This is a genomic window from Domibacillus antri, from assembly GCF_001936625.1.
GTDB lineage: Bacteria > Bacillota > Bacilli > Bacillales > Domibacillaceae > Domibacillus > Domibacillus antri.
On the sequence record NZ_MSDU01000051.1, the window covers coordinates 1 to 14,465 of the forward strand.

General features: G+C 39.1%; 13 protein-coding genes, 1 rRNA gene and 1 pseudogene. 10 read left to right on the forward strand and 5 right to left on the reverse strand.

From position 1 onward, the window contains the following. Positions 1-3 precede the first annotated feature (3 nt). From rrf to BTO30_RS15305, 4 genes are all read left to right on the forward strand, one after another. Positions 4-119: ribosomal RNA gene (gene rrf, locus BTO30_RS18065) — 5S ribosomal RNA — on the forward strand. A gap of 177 nt (positions 120-296) precedes the next feature. Beyond that, positions 297-1,313, forward strand: a complete 1,017-nt coding sequence (locus BTO30_RS15295) for an ABC transporter ATP-binding protein (RefSeq protein WP_075399571.1) — start codon at positions 297-299, stop codon at positions 1,311-1,313. Then, entirely contained in the window at positions 1,306-2,097 is a 792-nt protein-coding gene (locus BTO30_RS15300) for an ABC transporter permease (protein WP_075399572.1), read from the forward strand. Before BTO30_RS15295 ends, BTO30_RS15300 begins: the two co-directional genes overlap by 8 nt. Positions 2,098-2,100: 3 nt before the next feature. Beyond that, positions 2,101-2,886, forward strand: a complete 786-nt coding sequence (locus BTO30_RS15305; protein ID WP_075399573.1) for an ABC transporter permease — start codon at positions 2,101-2,103, stop codon at positions 2,884-2,886. Positions 2,887-2,943: 57 nt separating this feature from the next. On the opposite strand, the pseudogene BTO30_RS15310 reads toward BTO30_RS15305, so the two are convergent. After that, a pseudogene (locus BTO30_RS15310) lies at positions 2,944-3,964 on the reverse strand (zinc-binding alcohol dehydrogenase family protein). A 272-nt stretch (positions 3,965-4,236) separates the two neighbouring features. On the opposite strand from BTO30_RS15310, the gene BTO30_RS15315 reads away from it, so the two are divergent. After that, complete coding sequence (locus tag BTO30_RS15315; protein WP_075399574.1) at positions 4,237-5,103, forward strand: SDR family oxidoreductase; 867 nt, start codon at positions 4,237-4,239, stop codon at positions 5,101-5,103. A gap of 315 nt (positions 5,104-5,418) precedes the next feature. Here the strand turns inward: BTO30_RS15315 and BTO30_RS15325 are convergent, their stop codons facing one another. The 4 genes from BTO30_RS15325 to BTO30_RS15340 form a co-directional block, all read right to left on the reverse strand. Further along, a complete protein-coding gene (locus BTO30_RS15325; RefSeq protein ID WP_075399576.1) occupies positions 5,419-6,063 on the reverse strand; it encodes an SDR family oxidoreductase in 645 nt (214 codons plus the stop codon). Between the two features lie 79 nt (positions 6,064-6,142). Next, positions 6,143-7,165: an LLM class flavin-dependent oxidoreductase gene (locus BTO30_RS15330; protein WP_075399577.1), complete on the reverse strand. Its 1,023-nt coding sequence runs from the start codon at positions 7,163-7,165 to the stop codon at positions 6,143-6,145. Positions 7,166-7,285: 120 nt separating this feature from the next. After that, on the reverse strand, positions 7,286-7,600 hold the full coding sequence (locus BTO30_RS15335) for an LLM class oxidoreductase (protein ID WP_211272854.1): 315 nt from the start codon (positions 7,598-7,600) through the stop codon (positions 7,286-7,288). A 17-nt stretch (positions 7,601-7,617) separates the two neighbouring features. Then, positions 7,618-7,986 (reverse strand): ArsR/SmtB family transcription factor, encoded by a 369-nt coding sequence (locus BTO30_RS15340; RefSeq protein WP_075399582.1) that lies wholly within the window; start codon positions 7,984-7,986, stop codon positions 7,618-7,620. 162 nt (positions 7,987-8,148) lie between these two features. On the opposite strand from BTO30_RS15340, the gene BTO30_RS15345 reads away from it, so the two are divergent. The 5 genes from BTO30_RS15345 to BTO30_RS15365 all read left to right on the forward strand — a co-directional run bounded on the left by BTO30_RS15345 (position 8,149) and on the right by BTO30_RS15365 (position 14,463). Beyond that, the gene (locus tag BTO30_RS15345) at positions 8,149-8,538 is read left to right on the forward strand and encodes an IDEAL domain-containing protein (RefSeq protein WP_075399578.1); all 390 of its coding nucleotides are present in this window, start codon (positions 8,149-8,151) and stop codon (positions 8,536-8,538) included. Positions 8,539-8,657: 119 nt separating this feature from the next. Next, complete coding sequence (locus BTO30_RS15350; RefSeq protein ID WP_075399579.1) at positions 8,658-8,894, forward strand: hypothetical protein; 237 nt, start codon at positions 8,658-8,660, stop codon at positions 8,892-8,894. Between the two features lie 253 nt (positions 8,895-9,147). Next, positions 9,148-10,515 carry a tyrosine-type recombinase/integrase gene (locus BTO30_RS15355; RefSeq protein ID WP_075399580.1) on the forward strand — a complete coding sequence of 456 codons (1,368 nt, stop codon included), beginning with the start codon at positions 9,148-9,150 and terminating at the stop codon, positions 10,513-10,515. Next, on the forward strand, positions 10,496-12,904 hold the full coding sequence (locus BTO30_RS16935; protein ID WP_083632465.1) for a site-specific integrase: 2,409 nt from the start codon (positions 10,496-10,498) through the stop codon (positions 12,902-12,904). Before BTO30_RS15355 ends, BTO30_RS16935 begins: the two co-directional genes overlap by 20 nt. Further along, positions 12,901-14,463: a site-specific integrase gene (locus BTO30_RS15365; protein ID WP_075399581.1), complete on the forward strand. Its 1,563-nt coding sequence runs from the start codon at positions 12,901-12,903 to the stop codon at positions 14,461-14,463. Before BTO30_RS16935 ends, BTO30_RS15365 begins: the two co-directional genes overlap by 4 nt. Positions 14,464-14,465: the final 2 nt, after the last annotated feature.

Below are 14,465 nucleotides of genomic sequence, written 5' to 3' on the forward strand. Positions count from 1 at the left end.
TTGGCTGGTGGCCTCCGCGTCGAGGGCCCACCCGTTCCCATCCCGAACACGGCACTTCTGCCCTTGAGCGCCGATGTTAGTTGGGCGATTCCCCCTGTGAGAGCAGGACGCTGCCAGGCAATGAAAAAGACAGCGAATGCTGTCTTTTTTTGATGCTTGCAAAGTTCTTTTTGCCTTTTAATAACTTATTTTCATTTTCTTTTTGTTTTGTTGCGTAAAATGAAACGTTTAAATTGTTTCTTTCATGACGCTTCGGTAAACTAAGAAAGGTGTAAGGAGAGAGGAGTCTTGTATATATGGAAACCATTATTCAAGTTACTGATTTACGTAAAGAATTTAAATCCCATTCTAGCCGTTCCGGTCTCAAAGGGGCGTTTCGTGATTTATTCACTCGCAATTATAAGATCGTGCCTGCTGTGAATGATATCTCCTTCACGGTGACGAAGGGGGAAATGGTCGGCTATATCGGAGAAAATGGAGCTGGGAAGTCAACGAGCATTAAAATGCTGACTGGGATTTTAACGCCTACTTCTGGCATTGTAACTGTCAATGGCTTAAATCCTCATAAAGAGAGAGAAAAATTCGTTCGGTCCATAGGCGTTGTCTTTGGTCAGCGGTCACAGTTATGGTGGGACATTGCGGTGCAGGAATCGTTCCGCCTTCTCAAAAAAGTATATAATGTTCCGGATGAAGATTATAACGCCCATATGAATCATGTGATTGAATCACTGGATATTGCGCCGCTGCTTGATAAACCGGTGAGAAAACTGTCACTTGGCCAAAGGATGCGCTGTGAACTGGCGGCGGCACTGCTGCATAACCCGCCCTTATTGTTCCTGGATGAACCGACAATCGGCCTCGATGTTTTGGTAAAGTTAAAGATACGTAACTTCCTGAAAGAAATGAATGAAAAGTACGGGACAACGGTTTTGCTGACAACACATGACTTAAGCGACATTGAAGCATTATGCGAACGGGTCATTATGCTTGATGAAGGGCAGATTATTTATGACGGCAAATTGGCCAAGCTTCGTTCCAATTGGGGAGAAGGAAAGCAGATTGAATTTCAGTTTGCCGATTTTGATATGGCAAAAGACCAATTGGCTCCTTTGCTTGGAGAATTGGATGCAGCGTGGACACCGGGAGACCGCAAAAATGTGTGGATCGCCAATGTCAGAAATGATGAGCACATTATTTCTGAAGTGATTGGAAGAGTCGTCGCTGCCCATAAAATAACCGATTTAAAAGTACATGAAATTTCGACTGAAGACATTATCCGAAATATTTATGAAGAAGGCGTAATGAATGGCTAAGTATATTGAAATGATCCGGATCCGTTTTCTCATGATGCTCGCGTACCGGACCAATTACTACAGCGGCATTTTAATTTACAGCATCAACATTGGTGCCTATTATTTTCTTTGGAATGCGATTTATGGGGATAAAGGGTCTATTGAAGGCATGACAGCTCTTCAAATGACTTCTTATGTGGCGATTGCCTGGATGGCGCGGGCATTCTACTATAATAATATTGACAGAGAAATTGCCCAGGAAATCAAAGAAGGAAAGGTAGCCGTCGAGTTTATCCGTCCTTATAATTATTTAGTCATGAAAACGATGCAGGGGCTTGGTGAAGGAATCTTTCGTTTAAGCTTTTTTTCGATTCCGGGCATGGTGGTTGTGGCGCTCATTTTTCCAATTACGTTTTCTGCGAAGCCCGAGGTCTGGCTCCTGTTTATGCTGTCACTGCTGTTTAGTTTTATGATTAACATGCAGATCAATTTATTAACGGGGATGTTAACCTTTTTCTTTTTCAATAATGCAGGGTTGATTCGGGCAAAACGTGTCATTATTGATCTTTTTTCAGGGCTGCTGTTACCGATCAGCTTTTATCCCGGCTGGGCGCAGCATATCATGGGCTTCCTGCCTTTTCAAGCGATCAGCTACATTCCGAGCATGATTTTTACGGAGAGCTTTGCCGGCTCTGAAATAGTGAATGCCCTTTTCTTTCAGATCCTCTGGGTGCTCATCCTGATTGTGCCGATTCAAGTGCTTTGGCTGGCTGCGAGAAAACAGTTAGTCGTTCAGGGGGGATAGAAAATGAAATATGTAACCATCTTTTTTCAATATGTGGCTCAATACATGAAGTCCCGTTTAACGTATCGAACGGATATGGTGATCGAAATTGTGTCCGACCTGCTTTTTCAGGCGGTCAATTTAATTTTTATTTTAGTGGTCTTTGATCATACATCGTTTTTAAACGGCTGGACGCGAGATGAAATTATTTTTATTTATGGTTTTTTCCTTGTTCCGTTTGCGATTTTTGGCGCTTTTTTTAACATTTGGGATTTTAATGAACGGTACATCGTAAAAGGAGAAATGGACCGCATTTTAACAAGGCCAATCCATAGTCTTTTTCAAATTATTTTGGAGCGGATGGAGCTTGAATCGCTTTTTGGTGTCGTGACGGGCATGGCTGTCATGTTCTACGCGGCACGGGATTTACATTTAAGCTTTTCCTGGTATGATCCGTTTCTATTTGCTGCTTTCGTGTTAGGCGGAACGTTTGTGTATGCAGCCATTTTTGTCCTCATTGCCAGCATCAGCTTTTGGTCGGACAGTCCAACAAGCATTATGCCGATGATGTACAATATCGGCAACTACGGCCGCTATCCGGTTGATATTTATAACCATGTGATTCGCTTTGTCCTGACATGGATTCTGCCATTTGCATTTGTTGGTGTCTATCCATCCGCCTACTTTTTAGGAAGGGAAGAATGGTACAGCTATGCCTTTTTGACGCCATTAATGGGGCTTTTGTTTTTCTCTTTTTCTGTTGTCATGTGGAATATAGGGGTGACAAAGTACAGAGGGGCCGGAAATTAATGGAGAAATAAACCGCCAGAGAAACTATATATGCTACTCTGGCGGTTTTTATGTGGATTAAAAATCTTTTAAGACCACTTTTCCGATAGTTCTTCCGGATTCTAATTTTTCATGTGCCAGACGCATATTTTGGGCATTGATCGGGGATAAAACGTCTGAAACGGTAGTCGAGATGGTTTGATCGTCAACGAGCTGGCTCACTTTATTTAATAAGTGATGCTGTTCAATCATATCATCCGTTTCGTATTTGGATCGCGTAAACATGAACTCCCATGCAAATGATGCACTTTTGTCCTTCAATAATGTAAGGTTTAACGGTTCATCTGTTTCAACAATAGAGCAGATTTTTCCCTGCGGTGCGATGACTTCGGCCATGTTTTCCCAATGTCTTTCCGTTGTGTTTAAGCAGAGAATATAATCTGCATGCTCAAAACCGGCCTTTTTTAATTGAGGCTTAAAAGCATCAAAATGATTGATTACAACATCAGCGCCCCTATTTTTTACCCATTCGGCTGATTCCGGGCGTGAGGCGGTGCCGGCCGATCACCGTTAATCCGGCAACTTTTGCTAACTGTACAGCAATGGAGCCAACCCCGCCGGCTGCACCAATAATTAAAATACTTTTCTTTTTGTTGTCTGTATGATCCATATCGATACCAAGGCGGTCAAATAACGCTTCCCATGCGGTTATGGCCGTTAACGGCAATGCGGCCGCTTCCGCAAAATCAAGGGATGCCGGCTTTTTTCCAACAATTCGTTCATCGACAAGATGAAATTCACTATTGGCACCTTGACGAATAATACTTCCCGCATAATACACTTCATCTCCGGGCTGGAAAAGTGTGCAGTCAGGCCCGGTTTCCACAACAGTTCCTGCTGCATCCCATCCTAAAATGCGTGGTTCTGTTTCAGTTTTATCCTTGGGACTGCGTACTTTCGTATCGACTGGATTGACGGAGACCGCTTTTACATTCACCAGAATATCTCTTCCGGATGGAGAAGGTTTTTCCAGCTGCAAATCTAATAGGCTTTCAGGATGATCCGCCGGTAAATATTTGTATAATCCAATTGCTTTCATTTTTGAACACCTCTTCTTTAATTCATTACGTTTTCATGGTGCACATTCATCGTAGCGGTAATGAATAAAATATTCAAATTTACTGTTCCTTTCGTCTGCTGAAAATAAAAAAATCAACATTCTTGACATACGCGCTAAATGTAACTATTATTGTTACAATAAGATAGTGGATTTATCAGCTTGTGGAAGGCTGATTTTGTACATATGGAGATCTCAATCAGGTCAAACTAATCCCGTCTTGAAATTTTTCTTTAAAAAGGAAGGTCATGTATATGTCAATTGTTATAACGGGTGCAACAGGTCAGCTTGGGAGTCTTGTGATTCAACATCTTTTCGATAAAAACGTCCCGGCGAATGAAATCATCGCGGTCGTCCGCGATAAAGAAAAAGCCCCATCACTTGCTGAAAAAGGGGTTGAAATCCGCCATGGTGATTATGATCATCCAGACTCGCTTGTGAACGCTTTTGAAGGTGCCGATAAACTATTGTTTGTCTCAAGCCCGGACAGTGATGATACACTCCGCATCGTACAGCATGCCAATGTCGTCAAAGCAGCCCGCGATGCAGGAGTGAAACACATTATCTACACCGGATATGCGTTTGCAGAGGAGTCTGCCATTCCTCTTGCTCACGTCCACCTGGCGACGGAACAGGCGATTCGTACGACGAAGATTCCGTATACTTTCCTGCGCAACTCTCTTTACACGGAAGTGTTTGTCAATCCGGCGCTCGCGGCATCCATTGAACACGGAGCTGTCGTGACGAATACGGGAAAAGGAAGATTGAATACGTTGACCCGCAGTGATCTGGCATTAGCGGCGGCCGTTGTCTTGAAAGAAGACGGACATGAAAATAAAACGTATACGCTTGTCGCTAATAAAACGTGGAGCTTTGACGAGCTTGCTCAAATTTTGTCCGACATTTCGGGAAAAACGATCGTGCACCAGGCGGTTTCATTCGAAGAGGAAAAAGCGATTCTTTTACAGGCCGGACTGCCTGAACATTTGGCTTTAATGTTTGCCGGCATTTATCAATCGATTGCGGAGGGAGAAACGTTCAGAACGACAGAAGACCTTGAAAAGCTTATTGGAACACCGACACCACTTGAAGAAAGTGTTAAACAAGCTTTACAGGGATAAAAACACCTTAGGATTAAAAACATGCTCATGTACATGATACTGATGTTGAATAGATGGCCAGATTTTGTATTACTTAGGCCGAATTCATCGGCAATATAGCCGGAATGTTCACATTTAGGCCGATTTATCGATATGAAAGCCGGATTCATGAAGGCCGAATTTAAGGGTAAGGGGATTCGGCCCAAATGACAAGGAAACCGGCCCAAAAATCAGAAAATCCGGCCCAAACTGAAAGAAATCCGGCTTAAAAAATGAGAAAGGGGAGGTCTCAATGTGCTTTTGAGACCTCCCCGTTTTTTGTTTATTCATGCAGCTTTAAACTAAATGAGCGCCCCCATCAATGAGAACGGCAGATCCAGTCGTAAATCCATTTTTCGCTAAGTAGACATATGATTGTGCAATGTCGTCCGGCTGCGCAATTCGTCCAACTGGCAGCTGCTGCGCAATTACGCTGAACATTACATCCCGTTCCTCTTCTGACATGCCGGAATAAACAGGTGTATCTACGATTCCCGGCGAAACAACATTGACTCTGATTGGAGCAAGGTCTACGGCAAGTCCGCGTACCAATCCGTCGATCGCCGAGTTGATCGATGCTAGCGTAGAAGCACCTTGAGGAGGACGCACGCCATAGACACCTGATGTTAACGTAATGGAGCTCTCATCATTCAAGTATGGGAGGGCTGCCCGGACAGTTACATACTGCCCCCAGAATTTACTGTCAAAGGCTTGTTTGGCATTGGAGACAGGCAAGTCTTTAAAAAGCCCCATAGCACCTTCTCCGGCCGTTTCTTCACTTCGAAAATCCAATTCATATGCTTCTGTATTACTTCCAAGCAACTGTTTCGCTTCTGCAAGCTTTGAAGCCGAACGGCTGGCGATGATGACTTGTGCAGATTCATCACGAAACGCTTTCGCGACAGCTAATCCAATACCCGATGTACCACCAACAACAACCACGCGTTTTCCTTTTAATTACATTAATTATACCTCCGAATGTTTGTTCATTTGTTCGTATAACTTTTTATAGAATCACTTATTATTTTGTGACCTCAGCGACAATATCATAAGAATGGAGACGTGCTTTATGGTCAAAAATCTGGCTGATGACCATCATTTCATCCGCCTGTGTGTCATTTAAAAAGGCCTGCAGCTTTTCTTTCACTGTTTCTGGGCTTCCAATGATAGATGAACCAAGCTGATGCTGTAACGCCTGGATTTCATACGTGCTCCACTGTTCAGCCAGATTTTCAACCGGCGGCTGCAGCGGTACTTCATTATTTCGGCTCAAGTTCAAAAACTGCTGCTGTAATGTTGTGGCTAAAAATTGAGCCTCAGCGTCCGTGTCAGCGGCAATCACGTTTACGCCCACCATTGCATACGGCTTTTCAAGCACTTTAGAAGGCTGGAAGGACTGGTGATATAAGCTTAATGCACCCAGCGTATTGTTCGGCGAGAAGTGGCTGGCAAACGCAAATGGCAAACCGAGCTGCCCTGCCAGCTGTGCGCTGAACCCGCTTGAACCGAGGAGCCAGACAGGAATGTTTAGTCCTTCTCCCGGAATGGCTCTTACCGGCCGATTGCCTGATGCTAATGATGGATCAAAATAAGCGCGCAGCTCCGCTAATTGCTCCGGAAAGTCATCTCCGGTACTTCTTAGATCACGGCGAAGGGCAAAAGCCGTCCGCTGATCGGTACCCGGAGCCCGCCCAAGGCCAAGATCGATCCGTCCTGGAAATAACGATTCGAGCGTTCCAAATTGCTCTGCAATCACTAAAGGGGCATGATTTGGCAGCATGATGCCGCCGGAACCGACCCGGATTTTTGATGTGCCGGCTGCGACATGACCTATGACAACAGACGTCGCGGAGCTGGCGATGAACGGCATATTATGATGTTCTGCGAGCCAGAATCGGTTATAGCCTAATTTTTCAACATGCCGGGCAAGACCTAATGTATTCCGAAAAGAATCAGCGGGAGTGCCGCCGGCCGCAATGGGAGAGAGATCAAGGACTGAAAACCGAATATCGCGCAATTGCTTTCCTTTAGTACTGTTTGACATATGTTCAACTTCTTTCTTTGTTATTTTTAAATTATAATTTTTGAGTATCGAAATACAAGCGTGTTACCATTTTGAAAAGATGTGATCTGTATTTGGAAATGGTCCTTGAAGCTTTTTTACTCACTGCCAGTATCTTGGTGCATAGGGAAGTAGGGCAGTATTTCTTCTCCAAGTTCTTGAATCATTTCTCTTATAGGTTAAATAAATCCATAGATCATACAATTGACCATTGTCATCCACTTTTACATTTTGGATCGTTACATCCCGCAGCCAAAGAGCTGCAAAACCGAACCGTTCAATTTCCTGGGCCATTTCCACTTGGTTTTGCATTTTTGGAAGGGACGTGGACATCCTCTCAAGCGGCAGGACAAACCCGAGCGTCATTTTATCTTTTTGATACATTTTGCTGTAGGCATCGTGTTGTAACAGGCTCACATATTTCCTCCTTGATGCTAAAGTTTAAACTGAAGGTATTGTTCAAGTTGTTTAATCGTTTCCTCATTGCGGCGGTAATAGGTCCACTGACCAATGCGTTTCGTTTCAACTAAGCCGCTTTGCAGCAAAATAGATAAATATTGTGACGTGGTGGACTGAGAGGTTCCTGTTTTCTTATGAATGTCACTCACGCAAACGCCGCCTTCAAAATCTTCTTCCTTAATTACGTGTGCCTGAGCTGAAAAGTTCGTTTCCGGATCTTTCAGCATGTGGAGAATGCCGAGTCGTGTCTGATTCGACAGCGCCTTGAAAATATCAACCGCTTTTTCGTCACTCAAAGCGTGTGACTCATGCTTCAATAGTGTGTGCCCCTTTCTTTTTTTCATGTATATCGATATATCGGTAATTAACGATATATGATCCGTTCTCCTTAAGTCAAATAAATTGTTTCGCTTTTTAAAATAAGAATTGCGGAAGACACTTTGTTTGACTTTCATAACTGTACACAATAAAATTACAGTTAATTCGATTGGGGATGGTGAACAACAATGAATCTGACACATCATTTTGAAGTAGGCGATTGGGTCAAGGCGACGACAAGAGAAGGCGAACTCGTACAAGGATACATTGTCAATGTCGATCCATTGCATGATATTATGAAAGTACATGTGGTAGACTCGGATAACGAAAGCAAGGTCGGAAAAACGATTCGTTTGTTCAATAAATGGGCAGCAAAATTATCGATTTTAACAGCAGCAAGAGAAGAACAGCTTCTTCAATTAATCGATTTGGCCTTATTGACAAGAGATGAGCAGTGGTTTATGGATTTATCTGCCGCTTTGAACTCGCTTCAAGGGACGTCTGAATCGGAAAAACCATGTGACAACTTTTATCCAAATATAATGCCGGAATCTGAAACAAGAAGAAGTAACCGATAAGGGAATGGAATCAGAAAAATACAGCCATTGATATTTATTTTCACATCAATGGCTGTATGTATGTTCAGGAAGTGACAAGGGGAGGGGGAAAGAATCGGAAATGGTTAGGATGGGATATAATGATTGTATTCCTAAAAGCGGGAGGGATCAAAAAGGACATGTTTCATTCTTTTATGTCGATTGTGATCAACGCTGTTTTTCAATTGATTTCGTTAGTCGGAATCATATTGGCGGCCGGTTTTTTGCTTGATTTTTTCGAAAAAAAATCCGTTCAATTATTGTATCGGACGTTTGGACGGAAAGGGTATCTTTTTACCGCCTGGGTCGGGACGCCTGTTCATTATGAAAAGCTATGAATATGTACAGTAACTCAGGAAAGTATTGGATATTTTTTTAGGACGATATATACTTATGATAAGTGGAGCTATTGTATATCTGAATAAGTGAACATACCTACCTATTAGCCGATATACAAATACAGAATACTTACGAATAATAAATTGAAAATAAAGAAATATATTTGCACTTGGAGGAGGACAGAGTCCCGAAGCGGGTAGCGGTATCCGCAGAACGTAGTTCGAGGACCTTTAGTTAGGGAGGTAACACCATATGGGAGTTATTAAGGATAAACAAACATCTTTAGGGACAGTGTATGAACGATATGACAGCAATAATGAGCTTATTCAGAAGTTTGGAGCAATAGGATTTATAAAGGAATCACCCGAAAAAAAGATGACTTATTTCATTATTACGGACTTAAATGGGAAGTTAATAGATGACGCAAATATCTATCTAAACGAAAAGATTGGAGATAAAAAATACAAAAAAAGGGAATCTGCTTTTTCAGCTTTAAAGATATTCTTTTCGTTCTTGAAACTGGTACATATTGATAACCCTCAAAACATAACGAACAGTGATATTAGAAACCTACAGTTGTTCTTAGAAGGAGGAAAAAAGGAAGGAGAAATATGGAATGTAGACCTTCAAATTAGACGGTACAATCAAACATACAACACCTACTTAAACGTTTATAGAGACTTTTTGGATAAAATGTATGGCATGACAAATTCGCCCTTATTTGAAACGACAAAAACAGGTATAACAGTTGGTAATGGATTTTTTGCACATGCCCAAAAAGAGTCAAAGGAACGATACAAAGCAAATAAAAAAGTAGGTGAGCAAAAATCCGTTCCAAAGTACATAAAGCCTTATCAGTATGAAAAGATTATGGCAGTCGTTGAAGACAGCTATGGTCTACGTGAAAAAGTGATTATTGATTTGATGTACAATTATGGGCTACGTATAGGAGAAGTTTTAGGGCTGACATTTGAAGATATAGAGCCATCATATAAGGATGGGTATTATAACCTAATCATTCGAGATAGACTAACAGACAAACCTACACAGAGAGGAAAAGGAGTTATGACCCCTACATCAGTGGATGATTATGAGAATAATAATTATACAAATGAAGGTAATCACCTTGGATATCAAGCAGTTCTAATCGAAGAAGAAATGGCAGAATTTCTTCAGGAATACATAGACGAATCGAGAGATGACATTCTTTTAAGTAGAAGCCCAATAAAAAGGGAAAACCTAAAAAATAAAGCAAGGGCTGATAGAGTCGGAACAATCCCCCTTTTAAATAATGAGAATCAATATATCTTTTTAAATCACCAACACTATACCCCTTTAACACAAGCTGGATGGGGTTATGTTCTTCGGGGGATTTTTAAAAAAGCAGGGATTCATGTAGATAAAGGTACTAAATCTACGAATTTAAGCCATCGTTTTCGACATGCTTACGCCATGAAACATAAAGGAAAGGGAATCTTAGAGTTACAAAGACTTCTTCGGCATTCCAATCCATATAGTTGTGAAGTCTATTACAATCCAGATGATGAAGACCAGGTAGAACTCTTAGAAAAAAACCATAAAAGGAATAAGGAGGATTTTTATGGTGATGATTCAAAGTGACTTTTATGATGAAAGGCAAGTTCACTTAATTGTAGAACATCTACATTCAAATGATTCAGATGATTTAATCAAAAGTTTTATTTGTGAATGGCTTCAAACTAAGGAAATGCAGAAAATCTTGTTAGAAAGACCAAGCCTCTCAAAAGGAAATATTAAAACAATCATAAAAACATTTATTACAATTGTAGGAAAACATATTCTAAATCAAGAGGGTTTCACTTGGGAAAATTATTGTAAAATCCAACATGAGATTCTTTCCGTAAATTATCGCTTTCGGTTGCTAATGAGACAAATGATACGTAATTTCTACTTATATACCCTGTCTTCAGAACTCATTATAAATGAAAAAGTAAAAAAAATTATTGAACAATATAGTTATCTTCTATTGTCAGATGAATTTACTCGAAGGAACAAATATGTACGAGATAATCCCTTTATTTTAAATAACATTACAACCTATTTTCCACTTGATTCAACGGTGGAACAAGTGATTCAAGCAGAATATATTTTAACAAATGGGGAAAAAGCTCCAGTCAATTTCTTTATACATACCAAAAATAAGTTCATATTTAATATCATGGAAAGTTTCGTTTCTAATCTAAGTAAAATAAATTATCTTTTTAGCGTTAGACTATTTATAGCAAGTTTTGAAGATAGCTTGAGGGGTCTGCAAATAAATAGGCTTGAAGATTTTGGTGCAAAGACATTTAAAATACAATTAATCTATTTAAAATCACTTTTTAAAGAATACGACCCTAAAGCAAGATACAAGCCGATTACCCTCCTTGTGAAGTTTTATAGATATATAGATGACTTATATTTAGAGGAACATGGAAATAGGTTGTTCACGTCATTTTATTTTAATAGAGATATCATCACCCATATGCACTATCAAAAAAGTGTTGAAGAGGGGTATGAAATAGTAAATCTTAATTCAATGGGCAATTGTCCAAGATGCCACAAATGGTTTGTAGTAGCCGATATTGAAAAAAATGGTACTCATATAGCGAATTTAAGTAATTTTCTTCTGGACTTTGAATTGGTACACAACACAGAGATTAGAAAAGATTTAAAGGATTATATCTGGAATTTAGATGTTATATATAAAAATATTCATGCACATTTTTCTGTAATCAGAGACTTTATAAATGAAGCAGATGCTTATTATCAAGAAGAGTTAAAAGTATTGCCATTGAGAAATGAATCTATAATATCTGACCCTTTGTTGGGTTCAAACGAGAGAAAACTTTTTTCCAGCAGGTTCATCATTTATTATTATGCAAGTCTTATATCTAATGAAGAATATACAGGCAAAACCATTAACACTTACATTAGTATAATTCATCTATTTATGAAACATATTCAGCATAAATATAACATTTCAGGATTATACATAGAGCAATTTAGTCAAACTAATGTTGAGGCTAAAGGTGGAACACCTATTTCGGTTGAGGATTTTAGAGAAATCTATAAAGAATTTAAGGCGCGAATTCGTACTGAGGAAGATGAACTTTTACTGATTTTATTCCAATTAACTATAGAAACAAAACTCCGAACTGGTGAAATATTGGGATTGGAAAGAGATTGTATCGAATCAATTGATGAAAGTGGAACATTTGGTACTATTCGTTATTACAGTAAGACAACAGATAAAGAGTATAAAAGAGAAGTTTTTATAATAGAACATATACGATTGATTGAAAAAGCCATACATATCACTAAAAATGTTTACAGAAACGCAGAATCGTCTTTAAGAAAGTTTATTTTTATCGGAACTCACCCTGCCTTTCAAAATAAAATAATAAAAATAGGATGGCGTTTTTATGATTTATTTATAAAAACTATAGATTACCTTTTTTATGAGGAAAAAATTAAGGTGCGATATAAACCTAATAGTTTACGTGATACCTACATTGAAAGGGCTTGGCAAATGGTTGAGGATGGTCTTATATCAACCCTGGAGGTTGGGGTTATTACTGGGAACTCAGCCAAAGTAGCGGCCAGACATTATCGTGATAGAGAGAATACAAAACGGTATGTAGAGGCACTTTACGAAGTCACTATTCTCGATGAAGAATTACCTGGCGAGATTGTTGAAAACGAAACTGCTAAAGACCTCCCTCCTGTGCAAGAAGATGCTGGTAATTGTGCAAGTGAATCGTGTATAAAAGTTGATACAGACGAAGATAGTTTTTACAGGTGTCTGACATGCAAAAAATTCGTAACAACCATCGAACGTAGTGCTCATTTTGAACGAAAAATGAAAGAATATAAAAGCAAAGGGGATAATGCTACATCTATTGTTGAAAGAAACTTTTATACAGGATTAATGGAACTTTACGGTGGTTACTTAATAGAAATGTATGCCATCATGGGGGCGAAAAAATGACTACTGAACATATGGGAATTACTGAAGAAATAGAATGGAACGTACCGAATGCCAGTACAATATCGGGGGAAGAGAATTACCTTAAAGGTGATTTTATTGATGAACCTGCCCTATTGATTACAAGAAATATACGGTTTTCCGATAATACTTGGGATATTTCCGATAAATTACATCCTGAAGTACCTTCCCTTGATTTTTCGCTCTTTCGGTCAAAAGTATTTCGGGTATTATTAAAAAAAGTAGTTCTTCGTGAATTGTTTATTTTACGAAAAAGCAAACGAAACGTTACAGTGTACGATAAAACATTTAACACTATAAAAAGATTTATTTTGTATTTAGAGAAAGAAAAATATATGTATGACTTAAGGTATTTAAGCCCTGAAATTATAAAGGAATATGTTGAAAATCTGAAAAAAACAAATATTACTAAAGACCGATTGAATCGGCTTTTAGCTGGAGTGAAAAAGTTCCTGCAAGAGGTTCAATTGGCTGGACATGAAATAGATTTATCGGAATATGAAAAAAAACTTACTGTTTCTTGGGAAGAAAGAAAAGCGGAAATGGAAGCTAATAAAACATCTAACATTCCCAAAAGAATTTTTAATCAAACCGTTCAGTGTGCGTTAATGGATATGGAGGATGAAAGTCTAAGAATTCAAGACCGAATGATGGCTTGTCTCATTGTTATTTTATCTCATACAGGAATGAGAAGGGGGGAACTTGAAAGATTAGAAGTAGATAAGTTAAGTGATATTACAATATTAGATAAAAAAGAAAAAGCCTACTATCTTGAATTTTTCACCTATAAAACAACACCTTCAAAAGATGGCAGATGGACTAAGACCATTGCCTTTGCCAATACAATAAAAGCCTATCAACTGCTTGAAAAGTTATCAAAAAAAAGGAGAGAAAAAGGAAAAAACACATATTTGTATGTAAATAGGTCTGGTAAAAAATATGGTCGTTCATCCTTTGATTATCTTTTTGATACATTCTTTTATAGACACCAAAAAGAAATATTTCATCATCTATCAGATTATGAAATAGCTCAAGTTCATATTCAGAAAGTAACTTCTTATTTAGTGAGTTATATCGACAAGAGCGAACCTAATCCTCCAATTATAGGAGAAACTATGTTTACTTTGAATGCCCATCAATTTAGGGTAGCTGTAGCGAATATTTTAAAAGATAAGGGTAGGAGTATACAGTGGATACGACAACACATGAACCATCTTAGTGAAGAAATGACACAGCACTATTTTAGAGATGACGATATTCTTGTTCGGGAAACACTAATGAGACGTGCAAAAGCTGATGGAAACTCGTTAGAGTTAGAACCCAACAATCAAAATACCTTGGTGAAAAATGAACTATCCGAACCAGAATTACTAAAGGCATATGAAGAGATAAACAAATTTCTCAAAAAGAAGAAATTCAATATTTATAAAGATATTGATGACATCATAAATACTTTAAAACATAATCCCTTACGGGAAAACATTGTGGGTGTTTGTACTAAACATTTAGGAATCTTATGTGAGTGTCATTTCCGAGTTTAAAA